Source organism: Pseudoalteromonas issachenkonii, from assembly GCF_002310795.1.
Lineage (GTDB): Bacteria > Pseudomonadota > Gammaproteobacteria > Enterobacterales > Alteromonadaceae > Pseudoalteromonas > Pseudoalteromonas tetraodonis.
Genome location: NZ_CP011030.1, coordinates 1180909 through 1204550, shown reverse-complemented (window position 1 = coordinate 1204550; position 23642 = coordinate 1180909). Strand labels below are relative to the sequence as shown.

The window sequence follows — 23642 nt, the reverse complement described above, 5'->3', positions numbered from 1 at the left end:
GCAAAAAGCCCACAAAATGTGGGCTTTTTACTACTTAACTGGTTTTAATTATTTAATTAAAACTGAAAACGCATGTTAGCAAAGTAAGCATCGTTATCTGAGTCATCTGCGTTGTTGCCGTAACCCACTTTTAAACCAATGTTTTTATTGATGAAGTGTTGAGCACCAAAGCTGTAGTTGTCTTCTTTATCGTAAGCTGCAAATACAGAAGTCGCTTTAGAGAAGTAGTAGTTTGTTTCTACGTTCCATTGATCATCTGCTTCGTCAAGGCTTACAAATGTACCTTCTACTGTTAAGTAGTTACCTTGTTGTAAATCAACAAAGTATTTAGCAGCTACTGAACGAGAATCAAAATCATCATCTGATTCTACAGTGATACCTACGTAATCTGTATCGTTTAGCATGTGGTTGTATGCTAAAGAAAAGAATGTAACGTTATCACCATCTTTTTGATCAACAAATCTTACTTTTGCAAGTAAGTCAGGGTTGAAGAAGTAACCAGCAGAAAGTGTGTATGACTCGTTGTTAGAGTTGTAATCAGCATTTTGGTAAGACGCACCAACAACAAAATCTTCAACGAAGTATTCACCACCAATAGCAGTCACATCGCCAAAATCGTCATCAGCGTAGCCACCAAATACGTTGCTTTGCTTGTTAATGTATTCGAATTGGTCGTATGGACCTAGTGTGCTCTTTGGAGAGAAGTAGTAAGTAGAGTCCACGCTGATAGTATCGTTGTTATCAGTATCTGTGTAGCCTAAGTTACTGATTGATTGATAGCTATCTGCAGCGTGTGCAGCACTTGATAATAAAAGACCTGAAATAATAATTGCTAACTTTTTCATAATGAAACATCCCTATGTACATTGTTTTTGTACTTTAACTACATTGCTAAAGTGGGGGTATGCTAACGCCGCGAAACTGAACGAAAACTGAATCAAGCAATTGTATTTGTTAGGGAATTTGTAAGAAAGTGTTGGAGTAATTTATGTTAAAGTAATCGCAACAAGCTGTAAACAATTACTTTAATTTTACACCGATTTTTGTTTGTTTCTATAATGAATACTGGCTGATTATCCTATAAACATCATTTATGTTATCACCTGCTTTAAAGTCCTTGCTAATAGGCGTTGGATCTGAACCTACCCATATTTTTAACTCGGCGTCTAAATCAAAGTGCCCCGCACTCTCTTTACTGAATTTAGTAATTTTAGAATAGGCAATACTGATCATTTCCATTTTAGACCCTGTCACGCCTTGCTTATCGATTAAAATAAGTCGCTTATTAGTAAAGATAAACATATCACGGACAACTTTATACGCTTTTTCAACTTGCTCACCTTCAATAAGGGTATTTGCCAACACTTTCTCTAAATCAGCGTCATCCACTTCACTGGCATTACCCATTAAACCACTAAATAGTCCCATTATAGTTTCTCCTGTTTAAATATTTGATTTTCTAATGTATGGCCATTTACTAACTGCCGATACTGCCAATTATGTTGGCGACAAAATTGCAATAGTGCTATATCGAGCGGATCACTGGTTAGTTGATACTCAATCACGTACTCTTTGTGCTGGCTCATATAAACACGACTCACCCCCTCAAGTGCTTGGAGTTGTTGCTCCACATTTTGATACACGTCGCTAAGCATTAAGGTGTAAAAGTGCTTATCGGTGTTCACTGCTTTAGTTTGGTGCTCGCTTAATACGCCTTTATCCAAATGGAGTACTTGGGAACACAGTCGTTCTAATTCAGTTAAATCATGTGAACTTAAAATAAACGTCGCTTGGTCACTTAACTGAGATACCAACTCGCGCACTTCTCTGGCATGAATAGGATCAAGCCCTGCCGTGGCTTCATCTAACATTACAATTTGTGGTGAGCCAATTAATGCTTGCGCTATGGTTACACGCTTGCGCATACCGTGGGATAAATCCCCAGCGCGGTTTTTTGCAATTTCGCTAAGGCCCACTAAATCAAGCACACGAAGTGCCTCTACGTGGCTTTGCTTAGTACTCATGCCTTGTAGCTTGGCATAAAAACTAAGTTGTTTATCTATATTAAAACGCGGATCAAGCTGGGCATCTTGCGGTAATGCACTCACTTTATTAAATAAAGCAGCGCTGCCTGGTTTATGGCCGAGTATTTCAAGCTCTCCCATGCTAGGGGCTATATAGCCGCACAGCAAACTAAATAAAGTAGTTTTTCCTGCGCCATTAGGGCCAACAAGCGCAACGGGAGCACCTTTTTGAATCTCAAAATTCACATTATTAAGAGCCAGTTTTGAGCCGTACGATTTACTTAAATTACGCCCTGTGATTAATGATTTCATAGTGAGCTCCTTGCAAAAACACGTTGCGCAACCACAAGTAGCACCGCTGTTTGCACAAGCGGAATAGCCAATGCACTCAATAGCGGTAAGTTCTGTCCCGCTAATAACTCTATTTGCACACCAGGGAATAAATAATCAAGCACACTTAATGCGGGTATTTGCCACTCCAGCAATCCAACAATAATGCCACCGGCTGTAAAATATAAAATGGCTAACACAATAGATAAGCGAGATGAGCTCGCAAAAGTATTAATCAAACTCATTAACGCAACAAACGGCGCAAAAGTAACAATGAGAATTAAAAATATTGAAACTGCACGGCCAACGCCACCAGCAAGTAAGCTCGGATCGCGAAACCCGAGCACCGCCAATGTCGCTACCAATGTAATGCCAACTAAACAGGTTAGTACCGCTAACTGCCCTAAAAATCGACCAAAGAGTATTTCAAAGCGGGTTGAGCGCAGTGATAAAAACCTTAAAGTCCCCCTCTCTCTGTCACCCACAGTTTGATCACTACAAATAAATAAGCTAAAAACAGGAAAACTATACAAAGCAATTAGCCAATACATAGCAAATTCGGCTTCAGGCCAATCAAGTAACTTATTTAATCCAATAGAGCCGGAAATATCACGGGCTATTTGTTCAAAATCGGGGGAGCTGATAATGCCCACTGCCTGCCCTATGGGGTAACGTAAAATAACAAGCCACACTAGCGCAAAAGCCGCCAGTGCAATAAGTCCTCGTTTAGTTAAAAACATACGTACAAGCTCAAAACCCGCAATTTGAGTTAAGCGCCCTACGTTTATTGGTAATGGTGTTGCCATTGACTATCCTTAATGACGTTGTTCATGCTTTAAAATAAGCGTTATTTAACAACACTAAGTGTAAACACGTTGAATTGCTAGCAAAAAAAAGCCTACTCAGAGGTAGGCTTTGTAACAAATAATGTAATTTAACAATTAGTAATTATAAATGTTGCTCATAAATAGCTAATGCTTGCTGTAAGTCGGCAATTAAATCTTCAGCATCTTCTAAGCCAATGTGCAAACGAATAACAGGTCCATGCTCCCATCCTGTTTGCGAGCGCAGCCCTTTCATTGATAGGTTTGCCGTTACTAAGCTCTCAAAGCCTCCCCAAGAAAAGCCCATTTTAAAATGCTGCAAGCTATCTAAAAAAGCATCAATGGCCTTTTGGTTACCGGTTTTCATTACAAACGAAAACAAACCATTACTACCGTCAAAATCGCGTTTGAAAAATTCATGCCCAGGACATGTTTCAAATGCTGGGTGGCGAATATGATCAACTAACTCGTGCTGCTCTAACCATTTAGCAACCTCAATAGCCGCTTTTTCATGCTGATTTAATCGCACCGCCATGGTACGCAAACCTCGTAGTGCTAAATACGCATCATCTGCACTGGTACATTGCCCGAGTAAATAAGAGTGTTCACGAAGTGTTGGCCAATATTTTTTATTCGCTACAGCTACGCCCATCATCACATCTGAATGACCTACAATATATTTGGTTGCCGCTTGAATACTAATATCAACACCATGTTCAAGTGGGCGATAGTGCAAACCATTACCATAAGTGTTATCAAGCACCGTCATCACATTATGATCATTTGCCACTTGCACCATAGCGGGAACATCTTGAATTTCCATGGTAATTGAACCCGGAGATTCTAAAAACAACACTTTGGTATTGTCTTGAATGTACTCTTTTATATCTGCGCCAATCATGGGCGGATAATAGGTCGTAGTAATGCCCAGCCCCGCTAAAATCTTGTCGCAAAAATCACGGGTTGGCTCGTAAACAGTATCCACTATTAAAATATGATCACCGGACTTTAAAAACGATAACAATGTTTGGCTTATCGCTGCCGCGCCACATGGGTATAAGGCACAGCCTTCACCCCCTTCGAGTTCAGTAATTGCCTCTTGCAGGGCAAAATGCGTAGTGGTGCCACGACGGCCATAAAATAACGTTTTATCACCGCGTGTTTTAGCCGCTTCTTTAAGCTCACTCACAGAATCAAACACAATCGTTGAAGCGCGCTGTACCACAGGATTGACTACGCCATGGGTGTACGCTTTTTTGCGCCCTGATGAGACTAACTGAGTATTTTTATTTTTGCTCGACATGATTCATCCTTCTATCTGAGTACGCCAATATTCAATTAAATAACGCGAAATCGAATCAGCTCTAGGTAGCTTTAAATGCTCCCCTTGATGGTGCCAATCTTTAAATTGTGCAAGTTCTTCGCGAGAAAACCACTTTGCATCTTCAAGTTCATCTTGCTCTGTGCTTATTTCATCACTGCTTGCTGTGGCAATAAAACCCAGCATAATTGACGAAGGAAACGGCCAAGGTTGCGAAGCAATATATTCTGCTTTTTCCACAGTAATACCCGCCTCTTCTTTTACTTCTCGGATCACGGTTTGTTCAAGGGTTTCACCAGGGTCAACAAAGCCTGCAAGGGATGAATACAATCCTTTTGGCCAAGTTGCTTGGCGACCCAATAAGCAGCGTTCAATCCCATCAGAAAATGTTTTAGTTACTACCATAATAACCGCAGGATCGGTACGCGGAAAAGTCTGGTGCAAACACGCAGGATTGTCGCATAATCGAGAGTGACCCGCTTCAACTAAGTGATTTTTGGTACCACAACGGCCACAAAAACTATGAGTGGCATGCCAGTAACATAACCCTCGGGCAAGCGCTGCATTTGAGCCATCTTCAAGTGCCACCTGTGTACCAAACTGGCGAATATCTGCAAACTGGGCGTCATCAATAATCGTTGCTAATAACGACTCGTCGAGTGCGGTTACATCTAGCGCAAATACGGCATTATCTTGCTCATTTGAACCTAAAAAAATAGCCTGCGTTAAATCTAAATGTGCCACCTGTAGGTAAGCCAAATACACCACCTCAGGGCTACTGTTAGCAAATAAGGTGTGATTGCCTTTAACTAAAAGCCATAAGCTGTCTGCTGTTTTTTTTGCGTCTACCCAAGTAGGGTCTTTGCGCGCATTTGAGCCTCTGTCTAATGGCATATTACTGTAGTTAAGCATGTAATTCCTTGATACTAATTGATTCTTAAAATTACCATAATCATCCACTAAACCCAATTTATTACCGCCATAAAAAAAGCCTAAATTAGGCTTAATTAATCTATGAACCCGCTGTATTAAAAATGCTCATGTTGAAGGTGGGCATTCTGCTCAAAATTAAACCGAACCAACGCAGCGCTTATACTTTTTAAAGTAGTAACTGATTGTCAATTAAATGAAATTGCTCAGCACTTTGCTTAAGCACCTCTGCGGTTAATTTATCAGCACCGTATACATCACACGGAACATTGTATTGATTTTTTAAGTGCCCAAGTAATAACGCAAAGTCACCGTCACCCGAGAGTAAAATAACCTTATCAAGCTGCTTTCCCTGCTCTAGCATATCTATGGTTATACCTACATCCCAATCGCCTTTGGCACTGCCGTCACGGCGTTGAATAAAGGGTTTTAGTTTTACTTCAAAGCCAATAGCGCGCAAAATATTTTGAAACTGATTTTGCTTTTCATCACCTCGGTATATTGCATAAGCAAACGCACATTCAATATCGTATTGTTGCTCTATCATTCGCCAAAAGGCATTGTAATCAAAGTTTTTACCGTAGCTTTCGCGACAGGTGTAATAAATATTTTGTACATCGACAAAAATACCTACACGAGGTTTACTGCTTTGTTGTGAGGTCATTATTATGTCCTAATGAGTAATACTTGCAATTGCGTGTTAAGTAACTTAAATTAGTTACCAAACCCAATGTAACCAAATACGGTTACATTTTAAGATGTAACCAAAATTAGTTACATATAAATAATCTATCTGGATTTATATGATTGGTGTGATCAGCGGCGATATAATTAAATCGCAAAAAATACCTAAACAACAATACGATGCCATGCTTTATCAGCTAGAGCAAAGTTTACGTGCAAATTGTAATAAAACAACATCTTGGGATATTTACCGTGGGGATGCATTTCAGCTGCAAGTAGAAAAAAGTGAACGGTTAGTTACCACCGCTATTCTTATCTATCTACAGCTCAAATCTGCCGGCTATGAATTGCGTCAAAGCATGGCATTGGGACACATAGATAACCCTGGTACGAGTATAAAAACCGCTACAGGCTCTGCGTTTACTCTCTCTGGTCATGAGCTAGATAAAATGACAAACCAGCGCTTTACATTTGCTATTGCAAAACAACCAGTTGATGAGAGCTTTAAGCTAAACCTAGCGTTTGTCGATGTATTACTGTGTAAAATAACCCAAAAACAAGCAAATGCTTTGTATGTATATTTAACCCATACTAATAACAACCATGCAGCCTTAGCTAATGAGCTCAACACCAGCCGAGAAAACGTTACTAAGCTGCTTAATCTTGCTAACTATCAGCTGATAGAACGATTTATTTTACATGCACAACAACAGCTTAAAAGCATACAGCAAGGACATGACTAATGGAATTTTCACTATTACTCGTTGCACTGATTATTGGCCACTTACTCGCTGATTTTTATTGGCAACCCTTGAGCTGGGTAAACGACAGAAACACCCGTCATTTTAAAGCAAAAAAACTTTACTACCATGTATTGATTCACGGAGTTACCAGCGCTGTCGTTGTTGCACTTTGGGAATATAGCTTTGGCTGGCAACAACTAAGCAGCGTATTACTGGCCACCAGTATTATTATGATCAGCCACTACTTTATTGATATTGCAAAATCGTATTCAAATAAAGGCGTGGTGCCTTTTTTATTAGACCAAATTGCCCATATCACCGTCCTTGTTGTGATAAGCATTTGGCTCACTGATAATCAGCAATTTACTAACAATTTTATGGCGTTATTGTTCAACGAAAAAGTGCTGTGGGTTATAACTGGTTACCTTATTATTTTAAGTCCCAGTGCGGTATTTATAAGAATGATGTTAGAGCGTTTAACTAATCACTTTTCTAGTGATGGTAGCCTCCCTTTAGCAGGACAAAGTATTGGTATGCTCGAACGAGTACTTATGCTGACATTTATTTTATTAGATCAGTTTGCTGGGCTTGGGTTTTTAATTGCCGCCAAATCCGTGTTTAGATTTGGCGACTTAAGTGCCAGTAAAGATAAACAACTCACGGAATATGTGATGCTAGGCACGTTACTGAGTGTTAGCGTTACGCTGTTTGTTGGCCTAGGCATTAATTACTTACTGATAAATTAAAAACAAAAAAAGCGCTAACCTTAAAGCTAGCGCTTTTTTTGCAGCTGCGTTTAACTAAACGCAGTGACAATTAGTCGTTATTTGCTGGACGACGACGGCGCTGACCAGTGCCCCCTACCGATTGACGCTTTGCCCAAGGGTTTTGTGCATTCTCGTCTGTTTTTGCTGCTGGCTTTTTAGAGCCACCACGACGTGGGCCTGTACCATTGCCACCATTGTTAGGCTTTTTGCTATTAGGTTTGCTGCTATCAGATTTAGGCTTATTAAATGGTTGTTTTTTCTTTGGCTTTTTAGCAGGCAGTGGGCGAGCATCGAGGGCGCGCTCAGCAACAGGGTTAGCCGGTTCAAAGCCTTCTTCTTCAGCACGAGGAATTAACTCGCCAATAAAGCGTTCAATACCGTATAAATCCACTGCATCGTCGACCGTTACAAACGAAATGGCATGCCCTGATGCACCCGCACGACCAGTTCGGCCAATACGGTGAACATAATCTTCATATACATTAGGTAAGTCGTAGTTAACTACGTGTGGAAGCTCAACAATATCTAAACCACGGGCAACAATATCGGTTGCCACTAATACGCGCACTTCACCACTTTTAAAGCCTTCCAATGCTTTAACACGTGCGCCCTGAGATTTATTACCATGGATTGCTGCGCCAACAATATCATCACGTTCCAGTTGCTTAACTAAACGGTTAGCACCGTGTTTAGTACGGCTAAATACCAGTACTTGTTGCCAATTGTTGCTACGAATTAAATGGCTTAATAAGGCCGTTTTACGCGCTTTATCTACTGCGTACACGCATTGAGTCACGCTTTTAGCAGTCGTGTTTTTGGCAGCGACTGAAATTTCAACCGGATCGTTAATTAACTCTTTGGCCAATGCACGAATGTCGTCAGAAAAGGTTGCTGAGAACATTAAGTTTTGACGTTTTTCAGGCATTTTTGCAATTAAGCGTTTAATGTCGTGGATAAAGCCCATGTCTAACATACGGTCGGCTTCATCTAAAACCAGTACTTCAACGCTATCAAATTTAACCGCGTTTTGATTGTGTAAATCAATTAAGCGCCCAGGTGTGGCCACTAAAATATCAACCCCTTTACGCAGGCGCTGCATTTGTGGGTTAATTTTTACACCACCGTAAACCACAAACGAACTCACATCAGAATGCTTAGCGTATTCTTCAACGTTTTCGCTTACTTGCAACGCAAGCTCTCGGGTTGGCGTTAAAATAAGCGCACGTACATGATTACTTTTTGCTTTAGTGCCCGACGATAAACGCTCAATTAGTGGCAAAGTAAAACCAGCGGTTTTACCGGTACCTGTTTGTGCTGCGGCCATTACATCGCGACGCGCAATAATTGCTGGGATAGCTTGAGCCTGAATAGGCGTTGGCGTTTCATAGCCCTTTTCTAAAACCGCATTAACTAAAGACTGTGATAAACCTAAACCATCAAAACTCATATAAACTCTCTATTTCAAATTAGGCCAAAGTGGCCAGTTGCGCGCATTATACCTTTAGTAGCTCAGAATGCATGCCATTATTTACTTTGTGTCAAATCAATACACACAAATACTAAAAAAGCGGCTAAACAGCCGCTTTTTATTTACCTGAGCATTACATATGCTAAAGGATTATTTTACACCTAGCTCACGTAAACGCTCTTGTAAGTAGCTATCTGCTGTGTAGCGTTCAGATAACACCACATCTGGACGAGGATGCAAAAACAAAGGTAATGAAATACGTGATTTGGTTGTTGCTTTACCTGATGGATTAATTACACGGTGAATCGTTGATGGGAAATAGCCACCTGATGCTTCTTGTAGCATGTCACCAATATTAATAATTAAACTACCAAAATCACATGGCACATCTAACCAACCGCCATCGGTTTTTTGTACTTGTAAACCTGGCTCGTTTGACGCTGGCAATACGGTTAATAAGTTAATATCACCGTGCGCAGCAGCACGAATAGCACCTGGCTCTTCATCACCTGTCATTGGCGGGTAATGTAAAATACGCAACAACGTTTGCTCAGACTGGGCAATCATATCTTTTAAATCGATAGAGAACTTAGCACGGACTTCTTCAGGCGCTTCAGCCTGAACCCAGCTTAATAATGTTGCCGCAAATTCATTAGCTAAACGGTAGTACTCACGCACATCAGCTTCTAATTGAGCAGGAACACGGCCTTTAGGATAAACATGAAAGTACTCTTTAATGTCTTTTACTGTATGGCCTTTAGCAACTTCTGATACCGACGGTGGAAAATAGCCATCTTGCGTTTCTTTTGAAAATAAAAACTCATGCTTCTGCTCTGAGTTAAAAAAGTCTTGCCAATTTTTATAAATAGACTCAACTAAAGATTGCGGAATAGGATGGTTTTTTAATACGCCAAAACCAGTATTTCTCAACGATTCAACAAATTGCGCAGCCGCATCGTCCGCTTTATAATCAACTGTGGGTAATTGCATGGTACATTCCAGTAAGTAGGTTGTTAGAAGCCATTTACCAATTCGCTTGAGTAAAGATCCATTAAATTAACTAAATATTACATGCTAACTACGCAAAAAAATTATATCTACTTGTTCTAGATAAGGTTTTTTAAACGACGATAAACAACGACTTAATACATTAAATTAATCACAGGTTTATGCAAACTGGTATTACATTCAAATATAGCTTAACTACTTAATTCAAGTAATAAAGGCTGCATTTTTATGCTGTGCGAGGATAGACAAACCCCTTTGAAATTATAAGGACATATGTCCGCACTCAATTGGCAAGCCCTTTCTAGCTTGATCGAGATCAAAATAATGCCAATATTGAATTTTCATCCCACCGTACCAATCTCTTATTTATCAGCACCACACACTTTATCAATTAGTTAAGGTATTCCCATGCGACAAAAAGTCTCTTTTAAAAGCGGTGAATTAGAACTTGCTGGACAACTTGAACAGCCCTCTGGTGAGGTGAAATTTTATGCCTTATTTGCCCACTGTTTTACCTGCTCTAAAGATGTAGCGGCTGCAACACGAATAAGCCGCGCACTCACTCAGCAAGGCATTGCTGTATTACGCTTTGATTTTACAGGGCTTGGTAATAGCGACGGTGACTTTGCCAACAGTAACTTTTCATCAAACATTCAAGACTTAGTGGCTGCTGCCAATCACTTAAGAACACACTTTAAAGCACCTCAGTTATTAATAGGTCACAGCTTAGGTGGTGCTGCGGTGCTTGCAGCAGCAGAGCATATACCCGAAGTGTCAGCTATTACGACTATAGGCGCGCCATCAGATGCCCAGCATGTTACTCATAACTTTGCTGCTCATTTAGATGAAATAAACCAATCGGGTGAAGCAAAAGTGTGTTTAGCTGGGCGTGAGTTTACGATTAAAAAGCAATTTATAGATGACATCGCCAAATACGATAACAGCCATATAGGCAAGCTTAAGCGTGCTTTGTTGGTTATGCACTCTCCTATTGATGCCACCGTGAATATTAGTGAAGCCGAAAAAATTTACGCCGCTGCCAAGCATCCAAAAAGCTTTATAAGTTTAGATAATGCCGATCACTTACTCAGCAATAAAGAAGACGCTAACTACGCAGCCGATGTCATTGCTACGTGGGCTAATCGCTATGTTAAATACGAGAAAACACCCTATAGTGCAAAATTAACTAACGGCAGTGTATTAGTTGAAGAAAAAGATCATCAATTCACTCAGCACGTGAGTACTAAAAACCATACATGGCTTGCTGATGAGCCTACCGATGTCGGCGGCAAAAACTTAGGCCCAGACCCTTATGATCATTTACTCGCTGGGCTTGGAGCGTGTACTGCAATGACACTTCGCATGTATGCAAGTCGCAAAGAGTTACCGCTAGAGCATATAAAAGTAGAGCTTAACCATACCCGTAATTACAACCAAAATTGTGATGATTGCGAAAAAACCGGCAATATAGAGGCCATTACCCGCAAAATAACCTTACAAGGAGATTTAACTGACGCTCAGCGAAATCGATTACTCGAAATAGCCGATAAATGCCCTGTGCATAAAACGCTACATAATAGCCCTTTGGTGGTGAGTGAACTGGTAGAGTAACTTAAAACTAAAATAGCGCAGTAGGCCTGCGCTATTTTTAGGATTTTAATTTAAAAGCTGACTGTATCGTTTAATTTTCTAAAAACGCCGCTACCTCTTTACTCATTCTATCCACCAGCCATTTAGGGCCGCCATCGTACATATCGTTATGACGTGATTCTGATATCAACGTTTGTGTAACAGGATAAACAGTTAACTCTTTATCGGTTAAAAGCACGTTCGCATCGGCTGGGTAATCACTACCTCTAAGTGTGAGCACATGTATGTTTTTATTGCGTGGCAATAACATGCGGCGGTGATCGAGCGTAATTAATTGGCTTACTTCACTTGGGTAAATAGCTGTATACAAGGCTGAGATATCTCCACCATTTGAGTGACCAAATAAAGTGAGTTTTGTAAAATCATACTCAGGGTATTTAACACTTAGCTCATTAACTAAAAATTTGAGTGTTACAACACCCCGGTGCCAATTTTCCATACGAGTAGTTAGGTATGGCTGCGCACGATTAAGTGCAGGGTCACTTTTAAGCTCATGCGCTACCGCAATGCTTAAATAACCTTGCGCATTAAATAACTTACTCGCAAAAGTGTATTCATTGTGGCTAATGCCATACCCTGCATTTACAAATACCACTGGGCATTTGACTTGCGCGCTGCACTTAAGGTGGTTAGCTGGTAGGGTAATATTTACAGGTATAGAGCGATTACGACTTTCATCAATGATTGCATCGTCTTGGGCATAACTTGATGATGCAAATAGCGTAGTACTTAAAGTCAGTGCACTTAACATTAAACGCTTTTTTATAATTTTTAACATGCATTCCCTTGTATTACTTATACATTTTTAACTAACATTAATTTTTATTATAAAGGTTAGCGCGCGCCTTTGCTAATTTGTGCGATAATAGCGATTATTGTTTTACTATTATCGCAAAAGAATCCATTAATGAAATCATACAGCAGCATTGAACAGCGCATCGATATTTTACAAAGCAGAATTGAAGCCTACCAAGAAGAAATTAAAGTGTTACAAGCCGAGCCGAAAAGTAACAACGAACGGATTATTTTTAAGTTCATTGAAACCGGCAGTACAGGTAAAACCAAAGACTTTGTAAGAGAGCTTGGGATTAAATCACCGCGTGATAGCTTATATTCATCTGGTGATGTAACTAAACTGATTAAAGATGGCGCGGATGATATTTCGCCTGAGCTACTGAGCATAGCCCGCGCACTTGCTAGTGCACGTAACAAAAATGGCCCTGCTTGCTAATAGTAAATATACGTATTAGCCGTAAGCTCTTGCGGCTAATCAACCAGCTCGATATCAAGTCCTGTTAATAGATTTAACGCTTCAAACCGTTCAAACTTTGCATTACTCACATCATTGCTTGTTATATCAATATTAAATTGCGAAGCGCCTACAAAGTTCGCTTTATTAAGATTTGTATTATGAAACAAGCTATATCTAAAGTCAGTGTCCGAGAAGTTGCTTTGAGCTAAGTTAGCGTGCCTAAAATCAACATCTTTGGCAAAACAACTCGTCATTGTTAACGCTTTTAACTGTAATTCAAAAAACGAACTGTGGCTCAGCTCACACTGTTTAAAACTCACCGGTGACGTTAGCGCTAATTGCGGCCAATTTACTTGCCCCCACACTATGCTATTGAGCTTACAATTTGCAAAGCTCACCTCTTCTAGCGAGCTGTAATTCCAATTAAGTTCAGTCAAATTACAGTTAATAAATTCACACTCTATAAACCGACAGGCACTAAACTGGCTGTGACTAAAATCGCAATCAACAAACTGACATTGTTCAAACTCAATATCGCTAAAGCGCTTTGCATTTGCTGTAAAGTTTGAAAATGACTGATCAAAATAATGACTTTCTTTAAATAGCTCGCTCATAAAAATAAAGCACCTAAATTGGGTTTTGCCGAACAAAAAACCCCTTAGGTATTTAGCCTAAGGGGTTTTGATCTAACTAAAAGCTAGCTTTATTCTGCGCTTGGTAATTCTTTCTCAACTACACTAATAGCAAGCTCTGTCAGCGAATCGCTGTTAGCTTTGCTTGGTGCATCGGTTAATAAACACGATGCTTGTGTGGTTTTAGGGAAGGCAATAACGTCACGAATGTTATCAGTACCACATAACAACATAACTAAACGGTCTAAACCGAACGCTAAACCTGCATGCGGCGGTGTGCCGTATTTAAGAGCGTCAAGTAAGAAACCAAATTTATCTTGCTGCTCTTGCGCTTCAATACCTAAAATTCTAAATGCCGCTTCTTGCATATCTGCATTGTGAATACGTACCGAGCCACCGCCGACTTCGTAGCCGTTTAATACCATATCGTAAGCATCTGAAATAGCCGCTGCTGGGTTTGCTTCAAGCTCACTGGCACTAATATCTTTTGGTGCAGTAAATGGATGGTGTACAGCGTGTAATGTGCCTTCGTCATCTTCTTCAAACATTGGGAAGTCAACAACCCAAAGTGGTGCCCAGCTATCTAAATTAGTGATTTCTAAATCAATACCAATTTTTAAACGAAGTGCGCCCATGGCTTCATTTACGGTGTTGCGTTTATCCGCACCAAAGAAAATGATATCGCCTGTTTGTGCATTAGTACGTTCAAGTAACTGCGTGATCACATCTTCATTTAAGAATTTAGCGATTGGCGATTGCACGCCCTCAACGCCTGCATCGCGGTCATTTACTTTCATCCATGCTAAACCTTTAGCACCGTAAATACCGATAAACTTAGTGTAGTCATCTAGTTGCTTACGAGAAAGTGATGCGCCACCTGGTACCGTTAGTACTGCAACACGGCCTTTTTCATCATTTGCTGGACCCGAGAATACTTTAAACTCTACGTCTTTTACTAAATCGGCTACATCAATAAGCTTCATTGGGTTACGTAAGTCTGGCTTATCAGAACCATATAGGCTCATTGCCTCAGAGTAAGGCATAATTGGGAAATCACCTAAATCAACATTTAGTAATGACTGCCACATTTCACGGATCATCTTTTCTGTCATACCACGTACTTGATCAGAGCTCATGAACGAGGTTTCTAAATCTATTTGAGTAAATTCAGGTTGACGGTCAGCACGTAAGTCTTCATCACGGAAACATTTAACAATTTGGTAGTAACGGTCAAAACCCGACATCATCAACAATTGCTTAAATAACTGTGGCGACTGCGGTAATGCGTAAAAGCTACCTTTGTGTACACGACTTGGTACTAGGTAATCACGCGCACCTTCTGGCGTTGCTTTAGTTAGTACTGGCGTTTCGATATCTAAAAAGCCATTTTCATCTAAAAAGCGACGTACAAAGCTGCTTGCTTTAGCACGTAATTTAATACGGTCGCTCATTTCTAAACGACGTAAATCTAAGTAACGGTATTTTAAACGACGCTCTTCTGAGTTCACTTGGTTAAAATCAAGTGGCATAGGCTCAGAGCGGTTAATAATCGTTAAACCCGTGCCTAAAATTTCTACTTCACCGGTAGCCATGTCTTTATTTACTTGGCTGTCTGGGCGAGCGCGTACAATCCCTTTTAACTGAACACAAAATTCTTGACGAAGTTTGTTAGCTGTTTCCATTAATCCTTCAACTTCCGGATCGAATACAACTTGTACTAAACCTTCTCTATCGCGTAAATCGACAAAGATAAGTCCACCAAGGTCACGTCGTTTGTTGATCCAGCCACATAGTTCAACTTCCTGATCTACGTGAGTTTTATTTAGCTGTCCGCAGTATATAGAGCGCATAGTTTTCCTGTCAGATAAAAGGCATATAGCGGTTAAACACTGTTGTTTTAAAAGTTTTTATAAACACCAAAATGAAAATAAAGCCGCTAGCAATTCAAAATAATCAAATTAAGCCCTGCATTATACCCAAGTAGGTTGAAGATGCTAGGGCGTGTTTACCTTTCGGGGTGGAATTTACAGCGCACTGTTTTGTTATTTGTTACACTACCGGCACTTTATATCAAGGCTTTTGTTTGTATGCTATATATTGGATGCCCGCAGTGGTCGAGCAGCGTATGGAAAGGAAATTTATTTTCACGCCAGTGTAAAAATGCCGATATGCTTAGCGAATATGCGCAGCATTTTAATTCGGTAGAAGGTAACACCAGTTTTTATGCCGATCCCTCGCCTGACACCGTATTACGATGGGCTGCCAGTGTACCCGATGAGTTTAAATTTACCTTTAAGTTTCATCGGCGCTTTAGTCACGAACTCCAACTTACTAACGTGCAACATGAGCTAACTAATTGGCTTAATTTATTCGCCCCTCTATTTGAAAAAACAGGGCAAATAATGCTGCAATTACCTAAAGCGTTTGCGCCACAACATTTAGCTAAGCTTGCCGCTTTTATTGAGTTACTTCCTAAAGAGCTAAACTATGGGGTTGAGGTACGCCACCCTGATTTTTTTAAAAAAGGTGAGGCCGAAATCGCACTTAATCAGCTTTTAATGGCAAATAATATAAACCGTATTGCTATGGATACTCGGGCGCTCTTTGCAGTAAAGCCAACCACCGAAGCGCTAATAGACGCACAACAGAAAAAACCGCATTTACCAGTTCACGCTATTGCTACGGGCTCGCAGCCTATGGCACGTTTTGTTATTGCTGATTTAGAAAACGATTATAAGACCTTTTATCAGCCTTGGCTTAGCAAAGTAACTCAGTGGCTTGATGAGGGCAAAAGTCCTTATGTGTTTTTTCATACCGCTGATAACCGCGAAGCGCCGCTGCTGGCTCGTCAGTTTTGCCAAGATTTGGGGTATAATCACAATGTACTCAATCCATTTAGTGGCGAAAAAGAAGCCCACCAGCAAGCACTTTTTTAAAAATAAATTCAAAATACAGAGACAATAATGAGTGAATACGCACGTTACTTTACCGGCTACCCTGCCAATATCGTTGAGCAAGTATTAAGCCTAATAAAAGCAGGAAAGGTAAGTGAGTATTTACTTAAAAAGTACCCACAGGCGCATCGTATTACCAGTGATAAGTTACTGTATAGCTACGCCACTGAGCTTAAAAAGCAGTATTTAAAAAACGCCCCGCCATTTGGACGCGCTGCGTTTAAAAAACAAGGTGATATGGTTGCCAATGCGCTCGGTACCCACACGTACCGTATGCAAGGTAAAACCCGCAAGCACGATTTAGCAATAAACAGCGATTTACTGCGCGCCCCCGAGCCATTGTTAAAAGCATTAGTTGTGCACGAACTCGCGCATTTTAAAGAAAAAGACCATAACAAAGGCTTTTATAAACTGTGCTGTCATATGGAGCCAGAGTATCACCAGCTAGAGTTGGATTTACGGATTTTTTGTGTAGCTATTGCGATGGGTGAGAATCCGTATAATTGAGCGGTCAGCGGTCAGCGGTCAGCGGTCAGCGGTCAGCGGTCAGCGGTCAGCGGTCAGCGGTCAGCGGTCAGCGGTCAGCCAAAATAATGACACACGAGTTCACAATGAAAGCCCTCGTTAACAAAAAACGCGATATACATCGCGTTTTTATTATTGTCACTTTCTAATCTGACAGCTAAGAGCTTAAAAGCGTGTTAGGTTTCGTTTCACTCAACCCAACCTACGTAAAAACATTAAAGCCCTAGTTCGGCCATAAAATCGTCGTCGCTATCATCTTGCTTGGGCTGTTTCGCTTTTTCTTTATCCGCTTTTTGCTTGGCTTCATTTTCGATAATATCGTCTGGGTCTATCGCTTCTACAATGTCAAAGTCGTGAAGTTTAATAAACTCTGTTTTATCCATCGCTAATTCTAAATAGAAGATATTTTGATTGCGAGTCGTAAACGTTACGCGACGTGCTTGCGGACGATCCATAGTGGTATCAACCGATATTTGCACTTGTTTATTAATAGCCATCATTTTTGGCTGATTTTGGGTAATAGAGGTATGAAGTTGTTCACGCACTTTCGACGTGAAGTCGCCCACTATTTGGTTCATCAACTCACCCATCACGTTTGAAACGTCATCAGATAAGTGGCTGTGTGCGATTTCGTCTTCTGGCATACCCATGTTACGCATATAATCGCCGTAAATTTCCATGGCCGCTTGCGCTGTAAAGTTGGTGACAACTAAGCCGGTAAAGCCCCCGTCAAATAAAACAAAACAGCCTATGTCTGGTCGCATACAAGTACGCGTTATTTTTTGTACCATGGCTGAATAGCTGATCTCGTTGCCGCTGGCTGATGAAAGTACACCCGTTACTGAGTGGCATAATGTTGCTAATATATCGTCGGTACTAATAACCTTACTTTTGCTCATTTAATAATCTCTTTTATACTTATTCTTCATAATTCTAGTCAAGCTACTGAATTTATCACTGACTATCCAGCATAAAATGTTAAAATAGCACTATTATTTTCAAAGAGACTGCCTTCGTGAGTATAAAAGACAGTATTTATGCCTCTGAGCAACAAGTAAAAGACTTTAGTTTTGATCAAAACGTGGTTGAAGTATTTCCCGACATGATCCAACGCTCGGTACCCGGTTATGCCACTATTGTAAGTACTATGGGAAAATTAGCGGGTGAGTATGCTCAGCCTAATTCTAACCTGTACGACTTGGGCTGCTCATTAGGGGCAGTAACCTTAAGTATGCGTCGTAATATTAAAACCGATAGCTGCCAAATTATCGCCGTAGATAACTCACAAGCCATGGTTGAACGTTGTAAGGTTCATTTACAAGGGTTTAGATCAGACGTTCCTGTAACGGTTACTTTAGGTGATATTAACGAGCTTGATATTCAAAACGCATCGGTTGTGGCAATGAATTTTACCCTGCAATTTATACCACCTGCGCAGCGCAAAGCGGTACTTGAAAAAATATACGCTAATTTAAAGCCCGGTGGCGTTTTGTTATTAAGTGAAAAAATTAAAGCCGAAAACGAGCAGTGCGATAACTTACTGATTGACTTGCACCACGACTTTAAACGCCATAATGGCTACTCTGAGCTTGAAATAAGCCAAAAGCGTACTGCCATTGAAAACGTAATGCGCCCCGATACACTTAGTACACATACACAACGTTTAAGCGACATTGGTTTTAGCCAAACGCAAGTGTGGTATCAATGTTTTAATTTTTGCTCAATGGTAGCAATTAAATAATTTAGAGAGTGACACATGTCTGCATGGTTTAACCAATTTTACGCTGCGATTGCACAAAGCCCACTTAGCCACTGGCTAGAAACCTTGCCTGCGCAATTAAAGCATTGGCAACAAGAGGCAAGTCATGGCGATTTGCCACAATGGCAAAAAGTGCTGAAAAACTTACCCGAGGTATCAACAAACCAAGTTGATATTGTCAGCAAAGTAGCAATAGGTGCGCCTGGCGAAATGTCTGAAGGCGAAAAAAAGCAAACCACGCATTTATTAAAACGGATGATGCCTTGGCGTAAAGGCCCGTTTAACGTTCACGGTATTGAAATAAATACCGAATGGCGCAGCGACTGGAAATGGGATCGACTGCTACCGCATATTGAGCCATTAAAAGGCCGTACTGTATTAGATATTGGTTGTGGCTCGGGGTATCACCTATGGCGTATGCGCGGTGAAGGTGCTCAATTTGTGGTGGGTATTGATCCATCTGACTTATTTTTGTGCCAGTTTCAGGCAATTAAACACTTTAACCCAGATGAAAACGTGCATTTGTTACCATTAGGTGTAGAAGCCCTGCCAGAGCTCAAAGCGTTTGATACGGTATTTTCAATGGGGGTGCTTTATCATCGTCGTTCCCCTATCGACTTTTTAGCGCAATTAAAAGCACAGCTTCGCCCAGGTGGTGAGCTGGTGCTTGAAACATTAGTTATTGAAGGCGATGAAAACACCGTATTAGTACCGACCGACCGCTACGCGAAAATGCGTAATGTATGGTTTATTCCAAGCACTGCGGCATTAAAACTGTGGATGGAACGAGTTGGCTTTAAAGACGTGCAAATTAAAGATTGTGCTATTACAACGCTCGACGAGCAACGTAAAACTGACTGGATGGAAAACGAATCTTTAGTTGACTTTTTAGACCCCGCTGACACCAGTAAAACCATTGAAGGCTACCCTGCTCCACTTAGAGCAATACTCACAGCTAAAGCCTAATTTGTAGTATTAATTTTTATTTCCATATTAAAAAGCGCCATTGGGCGCTTTTTTTGTTTACTAATACAGCAACTAGCGGACAAGTGTCCTTGTCTTTAAAATCAAATCCAGATTTCAACTAGCCGCGCCCTTGCAATTGTTGTAAAATACGCGCGTTTCTAAGTAAGCATCAAAACAACTATTTTGAGGAAAACCTGTGAGCGAACAAAAACAGTCTCTAAGCTATAAAGACGCGGGCGTAGATATCGACGCTGGTAATGCACTTGTTGAGCGTATTAAAGGCGTAGTTAAAAAAACTCGTCGTCCTGAAGTGATGGGCGGAATTGGTGGTTTTGGCGCACTTTGCGAAATTCCTGAAGGTTATAAGCAACCCGTACTTGTAGCAGGCACTGACGGTGTTGGCACTAAGTTACGCTTAGCAATTGACCTTAAAAAGCACGATACTGTAGGTATCGACTTAGTTGCGATGTGTGTAAATGATTTAATAGTACAAGGCGCTGAACCCCTGTTTTTTCTAGATTACTATGCAACGGGTAAACTAGATGTAGACACAGCAGCCGACGTAGTAACCGGTATTGGTAAAGGTTGTGAAATTTCAGGTTGTGCCCTAATTGGTGGCGAAACAGCTGAAATGCCAGGTATGTATGATGGTGAAGACTACGACATGGCAGGCTTTTGTACCGGTGTGGTAGAAAAATCAAAAATTATTGATGGCACTAAAGTAGCTGCAGGCGATCAACTTATTGCCCTTGCTTCTAGCGGTCCTCACTCAAATGGTTTCTCTTTAATTCGTAAAGTTTTAGAAGTCTCTAACGCTGATACTAATCAAGTGATTGATGGCAAAACCTTAGGTGAGCACCTTTTAGAACCAACACGTATTTACGTTAAACCATTACTTGAGTTGTTCAAGCAAGTAGACGTGCATGCCCTTTCGCATATTACTGGTGGCGGTTTTTGGGAAAATATCCCACGCGTATTACCTGAATCTGCTAAAGCGGTTGTTAAAGGTAATAGCTGGCAGTGGCCAAGTGTGTTTAGCTGGTTGCAAGAAAACGGCAACATTACAACACATGAAATGTACCGCACATTTAACTGTGGTGTAGGCATGGTGTTAGTTGTACCTGCGGATGAGCTTGAAAATAGCTTAAATATCTTAAAAGACCTTGGCGAGAACGCATGGCACCTTGGTGAAATCCAAGATGCAGTTGCTGGCGAAGAGCAAGTTGAAATTGTAGGTGGTGCTGCGTAATGGCACCCACTCGTCTAGTAGTTTTGATCTCAGGCAGTGGCTCAAATTTACAAGCCATTATAGACGCCTGTGAAAGCGGCGAGATAAACGCCCATATAGCGGCTGTTATTAGTAACAAAGCAGACGCTTATGGGTTAGAGCGTGCAAAAAATGCAGGTATTGCCACACACGTGCTGAGTCATAAAGAGTTTGACTCACGCGAAGCGTACGATGCCCAGTTAATGCATATAATTGACTCTTTTGAACCAAATCTAGTTGTATTAGCTGGGTTTATGCGTATTCTAACTCCTAGCTTAGTGCAAAAATATGTTGGAAAAATGTTGAACATTCATCCATCTTTGTTGCCTAAGTATCAGGGGCTGAATACCCACCAAAGAGCAATTGATGCAAAAGACGACGTTCACGGCGTTAGTGTTCACTTTGTTACTGAAGAATTAGACGGCGGACCCGTTATTCTTCAAGCCAAAGTGCCTGTATTAGCAGACGATACAGCAGACACGCTCGCTAAGCGTGTGCATGCGCAAGAGCACATAATTTATCCTTTGGTGGTCAAGTGGTTCAGTGAACAACGACTTACGATGGAAGCAGATTATGCAGTTCTTGACGAAAAACAACTTCCTGCACACGGCGCGCACTACCCAAAATAAAAAATTAAGTGCCTGGCTATTATGTGCGGGCACTTTATTACTTCCTACCAGCCTGATTGCAGGTGAGTTAACCCAGTATCAAGCCAGCTACGATATTTTGCGCAAAGGCGCAAATCATGGTACAGCCGAGCGGACGCTTAAAAAACTCGATAATAATAACTACCAAGTCACTTACCATAGCGATATTGAATGGATGATTTTCTCTGACTCACGTCAAGAGTCATCAACTTTTAGCTTTGCTAACGATAAAGTAGAGCCTATTCAGTACTCTATGATCCGCACGGGGACTGGGCCTGACAAAAAGTATGAAATTAACTTTGATCGTCAAACACAAACTGTCACCAGTAACACCAGCGACTACCCGTTAAAATGCCAATGGCATGATAACTTCCAAGATGGTATTTCTTATCAAGTGCAAGTTCGAGAAGGACTTAAAAAAGGAAAAACCAGTTTCTCGTTTCCACTGGTTGATAAAAAAGGTAATTGCCGTGACTACGACTTTGAAGTGGTAGAAACCGAAATGATTTCCTTACCGATTGGTAACGTAGAAGCCATTAAAGTAAAACGTTTATACGACAATGACAAACGCCAAGCCTTAGCATGGTTTGCCCCAGAAATGGATTATATGCTCGTGCGCATGTGGAAAGGTGAAAAAGGTGTGGAACAGTTTGAAGTGCAGATGAAATCGTTTACCGTGATCAATCCACCGGCTTTACCTGAAGAAGTTAAAAACGAAATAACCCCCGAATAAATTACTTACAAGATGCAATACGAAACGCTCAAGTGTGACAACCATAACTTGGGCTTTTCATTTTAATACTTAGATTTGAAACTTTAAGTTGGGTTTCGTTTTACTCTACCAACCTACATTAATTCACCCATTTTAAATAACGCAAACTCTCCTGGCTGCATTTTTTGCCAGCGTTCATCGTTGGTTAGCGGCCTTGTTGCTATAACCGTTACCACATCGTTTGGCGTGGTTTCTTGTTGAAAGTCGACCACCATGTCGGCATCAATAAGTGTTGCTTTACCAAACGGTGCACGGCGCGTTATGTAATGTAAATTATTAGTACAATACGCTAAAACAAATACACCATCGGTCAATAACATATTAAACACGCCTTTTTCACGTAGCGTATGCGAAAGCTTAGCCGCATATCTAAAAACCGACGCCATATTACTTGGTCGCTGCGGGTACTTTTCACGAATTTTGTCAAGCAACCAGCAAAATGCCAACTCGCTATCGGTATTACCCACAGGTCGATAATATTCAGGTTTTAAATCATGATAATTTGAAAGCTGCCCGTTATGAGCATAGGTTATTTCACGCCCCCACAACTCACGAGTAAACGGGTGGGTGTTTTCAAGACACACTCGCCCGCGGTTGCCTTGACGAATATGACTTATCACCGATACGCTTTTAATCGGATAAGCTTTAACTAATTTAGCTATTTCTGACTGGTAACTTGGCTCGGGATCTTTAAAGGTTCTACAACCTTTGCCTTCATAAAAAGTAATGCCCCAGCCATCTTTATGCGGCCCCGTATTGCCACCGCGCTCCAACAACCCTGAAAAACTAAAACAAATATCCGTTGGCACATTGGCTGACATGCCAAGTAATTCACACATAAAATAAATAAACCTTTAAAAAGCTAAACATAGAATATCGTTCTATTTTTAATAAGCGTACACTGATCACCATAAGTATATTTACTTAATTAAACTTATATTACTACTAGATTAATTGATTTTTTTAATGCTTATATTTTTTATGATAAGCCAAAATAAACCATTACAGCCAAACTGTTCGTATAACATACGACGCATTGTAATAATCGTACCGATAACTACACTTTAATCTAAGTAATGTACTTGAAACTTAGCGTTACTAGCGCTACTCTAAACGAGG

The 23642-nt window shown here is 40.7% G+C and carries 25 protein-coding genes; 11 read left to right on the top strand and 14 right to left on the bottom strand.

The features are described from left to right. Positions 1–56: 56 nt before the first annotated feature. The 7 genes from PISS_RS05610 to PISS_RS05580 form a co-directional block, all read right to left on the bottom strand. Positions 57–845 (bottom strand): putative porin, encoded by a 789-nt coding sequence (locus tag PISS_RS05610; protein WP_013464588.1) that lies wholly within the window; start codon positions 843–845, stop codon positions 57–59. Between the two features lie 208 nt (positions 846–1053). Next, on the bottom strand, positions 1054–1428 hold the full coding sequence (locus tag PISS_RS05605) for a PH domain-containing protein (RefSeq protein WP_013464587.1): 375 nt from the start codon (positions 1426–1428) through the stop codon (positions 1054–1056). Next, entirely contained in the window at positions 1428–2336 is a 909-nt protein-coding gene (locus PISS_RS05600; protein ID WP_058154406.1) for an ABC transporter ATP-binding protein, read from the bottom strand. The genes PISS_RS05605 and PISS_RS05600 overlap by 1 nt, the downstream gene beginning before the upstream one ends. Continuing rightward, positions 2333–3160 carry an ABC transporter permease gene (locus PISS_RS05595; RefSeq protein WP_024601640.1) on the bottom strand — a complete coding sequence of 276 codons (828 nt, stop codon included), beginning with the start codon at positions 3158–3160 and terminating at the stop codon, positions 2333–2335. Before PISS_RS05595 ends, PISS_RS05600 begins: the two co-directional genes overlap by 4 nt. A gap of 142 nt (positions 3161–3302) precedes the next feature. After that, the gene (locus PISS_RS05590; protein ID WP_013464584.1) at positions 3303–4481 is read right to left on the bottom strand and encodes a cystathionine beta-lyase; all 1179 of its coding nucleotides are present in this window, start codon (positions 4479–4481) and stop codon (positions 3303–3305) included. Between the two features lie 3 nt (positions 4482–4484). Then, positions 4485–5411, bottom strand: a complete 927-nt coding sequence (gene nudC / locus PISS_RS05585) for an NAD(+) diphosphatase (RefSeq protein WP_058154405.1) — start codon at positions 5409–5411, stop codon at positions 4485–4487. 187 nt (positions 5412–5598) lie between these two features. Further along, entirely contained in the window at positions 5599–6093 is a 495-nt protein-coding gene (locus tag PISS_RS05580; RefSeq protein ID WP_033103902.1) for a LabA-like NYN domain-containing protein, read from the bottom strand. Positions 6094–6232: 139 nt separating this feature from the next. Between PISS_RS05580 and PISS_RS05575 the strand changes: the two genes are divergently transcribed. Beyond that, entirely contained in the window at positions 6233–6856 is a 624-nt protein-coding gene (locus tag PISS_RS05575; RefSeq protein WP_013464581.1) for a hypothetical protein, read from the top strand. After that, the gene (locus tag PISS_RS05570) at positions 6856–7602 is read left to right on the top strand and encodes a DUF3307 domain-containing protein (RefSeq protein ID WP_058154404.1); all 747 of its coding nucleotides are present in this window, start codon (positions 6856–6858) and stop codon (positions 7600–7602) included. Before PISS_RS05575 ends, PISS_RS05570 begins: the two co-directional genes overlap by 1 nt. A gap of 70 nt (positions 7603–7672) precedes the next feature. Here PISS_RS05570 and PISS_RS05565 read toward each other — a convergent pair whose 3' ends face one another. Both PISS_RS05565 and PISS_RS05560 read right to left on the bottom strand, forming a co-directional pair. Beyond that, positions 7673–9070, bottom strand: coding sequence for a DEAD/DEAH box helicase (locus tag PISS_RS05565; RefSeq protein ID WP_024601635.1), 1398 nt, complete (start codon positions 9068–9070; stop codon positions 7673–7675). Positions 9071–9241: 171 nt separating this feature from the next. Beyond that, positions 9242–10081: an isopenicillin N synthase family dioxygenase gene (locus PISS_RS05560; RefSeq protein WP_013464577.1), complete on the bottom strand. Its 840-nt coding sequence runs from the start codon at positions 10079–10081 to the stop codon at positions 9242–9244. A 426-nt stretch (positions 10082–10507) separates the two neighbouring features. Between PISS_RS05560 and PISS_RS05555 the strand changes: the two genes are divergently transcribed. Further along, a complete protein-coding gene (locus PISS_RS05555; protein WP_058154403.1) occupies positions 10508–11710 on the top strand; it encodes a bifunctional alpha/beta hydrolase/OsmC family protein in 1203 nt (400 codons plus the stop codon). A 70-nt stretch (positions 11711–11780) separates the two neighbouring features. On the opposite strand, the gene PISS_RS05550 is transcribed toward PISS_RS05555, so the two are convergent. Continuing rightward, a complete protein-coding gene (locus tag PISS_RS05550; RefSeq protein ID WP_058154402.1) occupies positions 11781–12527 on the bottom strand; it encodes an alpha/beta hydrolase in 747 nt (248 codons plus the stop codon). Positions 12528–12656: 129 nt separating this feature from the next. Here PISS_RS05550 and PISS_RS05545 point away from each other — a divergent pair, with 129 nt between their 5' ends. Beyond that, on the top strand, positions 12657–12980 hold the full coding sequence (locus PISS_RS05545) for a hypothetical protein (protein WP_008111621.1): 324 nt from the start codon (positions 12657–12659) through the stop codon (positions 12978–12980). Between the two features lie 35 nt (positions 12981–13015). On the opposite strand, the gene PISS_RS05540 is transcribed toward PISS_RS05545, so the two are convergent. Together PISS_RS05540 and aspS are read right to left on the bottom strand one after the other, a co-directional pair. Further along, positions 13016–13615, bottom strand: coding sequence for a pentapeptide repeat-containing protein (locus tag PISS_RS05540; protein WP_058154401.1), 600 nt, complete (start codon positions 13613–13615; stop codon positions 13016–13018). A gap of 89 nt (positions 13616–13704) precedes the next feature. Further along, positions 13705–15483, bottom strand: a complete 1779-nt coding sequence (gene aspS, locus PISS_RS05535; protein WP_058154400.1) for an aspartate--tRNA ligase — start codon at positions 15481–15483, stop codon at positions 13705–13707. A 237-nt stretch (positions 15484–15720) separates the two neighbouring features. On the opposite strand from aspS, the gene PISS_RS05530 reads away from it, so the two are divergent. Then, entirely contained in the window at positions 15721–16569 is an 849-nt protein-coding gene (locus PISS_RS05530) for a DUF72 domain-containing protein (RefSeq protein WP_058155471.1), read from the top strand. A 27-nt stretch (positions 16570–16596) separates the two neighbouring features. Further along, positions 16597–17094: a M48 metallopeptidase family protein gene (locus PISS_RS05525; protein ID WP_058154399.1), complete on the top strand. Its 498-nt coding sequence runs from the start codon at positions 16597–16599 to the stop codon at positions 17092–17094. A gap of 233 nt (positions 17095–17327) precedes the next feature. Here the strand turns inward: PISS_RS05525 and PISS_RS05520 are convergent, their stop codons facing one another. Then, on the bottom strand, positions 17328–18011 hold the full coding sequence (locus PISS_RS05520; RefSeq protein WP_008111638.1) for a DUF3334 family protein: 684 nt from the start codon (positions 18009–18011) through the stop codon (positions 17328–17330). Positions 18012–18127: 116 nt separating this feature from the next. On the opposite strand from PISS_RS05520, the gene cmoA reads away from it, so the two are divergent. From cmoA to PISS_RS05495, 5 genes are all read left to right on the top strand, one after another. Next, positions 18128–18853, top strand: a complete 726-nt coding sequence (gene cmoA / locus PISS_RS05515; protein ID WP_016899475.1) for a carboxy-S-adenosyl-L-methionine synthase CmoA — start codon at positions 18128–18130, stop codon at positions 18851–18853. A gap of 15 nt (positions 18854–18868) precedes the next feature. Continuing rightward, entirely contained in the window at positions 18869–19837 is a 969-nt protein-coding gene (cmoB, locus tag PISS_RS05510) for a tRNA 5-methoxyuridine(34)/uridine 5-oxyacetic acid(34) synthase CmoB (protein WP_024600781.1), read from the top strand. Between the two features lie 196 nt (positions 19838–20033). Next, positions 20034–21086, top strand: coding sequence for a phosphoribosylformylglycinamidine cyclo-ligase (gene purM, locus PISS_RS05505; protein WP_013464568.1), 1053 nt, complete (start codon positions 20034–20036; stop codon positions 21084–21086). Then, positions 21086–21733, top strand: coding sequence for a phosphoribosylglycinamide formyltransferase (gene purN / locus PISS_RS05500; RefSeq protein WP_036956951.1), 648 nt, complete (start codon positions 21086–21088; stop codon positions 21731–21733). Before purM ends, purN begins: the two co-directional genes overlap by 1 nt. Beyond that, positions 21687–22484, top strand: coding sequence for a DUF3108 domain-containing protein (locus PISS_RS05495; RefSeq protein WP_232311360.1), 798 nt, complete (start codon positions 21687–21689; stop codon positions 22482–22484). Before purN ends, PISS_RS05495 begins: the two co-directional genes overlap by 47 nt. 113 nt (positions 22485–22597) lie before the next feature. Here PISS_RS05495 and PISS_RS05490 read toward each other — a convergent pair whose 3' ends face one another. Then, positions 22598–23362, bottom strand: a complete 765-nt coding sequence (locus PISS_RS05490) for a class II glutamine amidotransferase (RefSeq protein ID WP_013464565.1) — start codon at positions 23360–23362, stop codon at positions 22598–22600. Positions 23363–23642: the final 280 nt, after the last annotated feature.

What these genes read in the sequence shown, in the direction of transcription:
- PISS_RS05610 (WP_013464588.1), bottom strand. Translation starts at nt 845, where the DNA reads ATGAAAAAGTTAGCAATTATTATTTCAGGTCTTTTATTATCAAGTGCT.
- PISS_RS05605 (WP_013464587.1), bottom strand. Translation starts at nt 1,428, where the DNA reads ATGGGACTATTTAGTGGTTTAATGGGTAATGCCAGTGAAGTGGATGAC.
- PISS_RS05600 (WP_058154406.1), bottom strand. Translation starts at nt 2,336, where the DNA reads ATGAAATCATTAATCACAGGGCGTAATTTAAGTAAATCGTACGGCTCA.
- PISS_RS05595 (WP_024601640.1), bottom strand. Translation starts at nt 3,160, where the DNA reads ATGGCAACACCATTACCAATAAACGTAGGGCGCTTAACTCAAATTGCG.
- PISS_RS05590 (WP_013464584.1), bottom strand. Translation starts at nt 4,481, where the DNA reads ATGTCGAGCAAAAATAAAAATACTCAGTTAGTCTCATCAGGGCGCAAA.
- nudC (WP_058154405.1), bottom strand. Translation starts at nt 5,411, where the DNA reads ATGCTTAACTACAGTAATATGCCATTAGACAGAGGCTCAAATGCGCGC.
- PISS_RS05580 (WP_033103902.1), bottom strand. Translation starts at nt 6,093, where the DNA reads ATGACCTCACAACAAAGCAGTAAACCTCGTGTAGGTATTTTTGTCGAT.
- PISS_RS05575 (WP_013464581.1), top strand. Translation starts at nt 6,233, where the DNA reads ATGATTGGTGTGATCAGCGGCGATATAATTAAATCGCAAAAAATACCT.
- PISS_RS05570 (WP_058154404.1), top strand. Translation starts at nt 6,856, where the DNA reads ATGGAATTTTCACTATTACTCGTTGCACTGATTATTGGCCACTTACTC.
- PISS_RS05565 (WP_024601635.1), bottom strand. Translation starts at nt 9,070, where the DNA reads ATGAGTTTTGATGGTTTAGGTTTATCACAGTCTTTAGTTAATGCGGTT.
- PISS_RS05560 (WP_013464577.1), bottom strand. Translation starts at nt 10,081, where the DNA reads ATGCAATTACCCACAGTTGATTATAAAGCGGACGATGCGGCTGCGCAA.
- PISS_RS05555 (WP_058154403.1), top strand. Translation starts at nt 10,508, where the DNA reads ATGCGACAAAAAGTCTCTTTTAAAAGCGGTGAATTAGAACTTGCTGGA.
- PISS_RS05550 (WP_058154402.1), bottom strand. Translation starts at nt 12,527, where the DNA reads ATGTTAAAAATTATAAAAAAGCGTTTAATGTTAAGTGCACTGACTTTA.
- PISS_RS05545 (WP_008111621.1), top strand. Translation starts at nt 12,657, where the DNA reads ATGAAATCATACAGCAGCATTGAACAGCGCATCGATATTTTACAAAGC.
- PISS_RS05540 (WP_058154401.1), bottom strand. Translation starts at nt 13,615, where the DNA reads ATGAGCGAGCTATTTAAAGAAAGTCATTATTTTGATCAGTCATTTTCA.
- aspS (WP_058154400.1), bottom strand. Translation starts at nt 15,483, where the DNA reads ATGCGCTCTATATACTGCGGACAGCTAAATAAAACTCACGTAGATCAG.
- PISS_RS05530 (WP_058155471.1), top strand. Translation starts at nt 15,721, where the DNA reads ATGCTATATATTGGATGCCCGCAGTGGTCGAGCAGCGTATGGAAAGGA.
- PISS_RS05525 (WP_058154399.1), top strand. Translation starts at nt 16,597, where the DNA reads ATGAGTGAATACGCACGTTACTTTACCGGCTACCCTGCCAATATCGTT.
- PISS_RS05520 (WP_008111638.1), bottom strand. Translation starts at nt 18,011, where the DNA reads ATGAGCAAAAGTAAGGTTATTAGTACCGACGATATATTAGCAACATTA.
- cmoB (WP_024600781.1), top strand. Translation starts at nt 18,869, where the DNA reads ATGTCTGCATGGTTTAACCAATTTTACGCTGCGATTGCACAAAGCCCA.
- purN (WP_036956951.1), top strand. Translation starts at nt 21,086, where the DNA reads ATGGCACCCACTCGTCTAGTAGTTTTGATCTCAGGCAGTGGCTCAAAT.
- PISS_RS05490 (WP_013464565.1), bottom strand. Translation starts at nt 23,362, where the DNA reads ATGTGTGAATTACTTGGCATGTCAGCCAATGTGCCAACGGATATTTGT.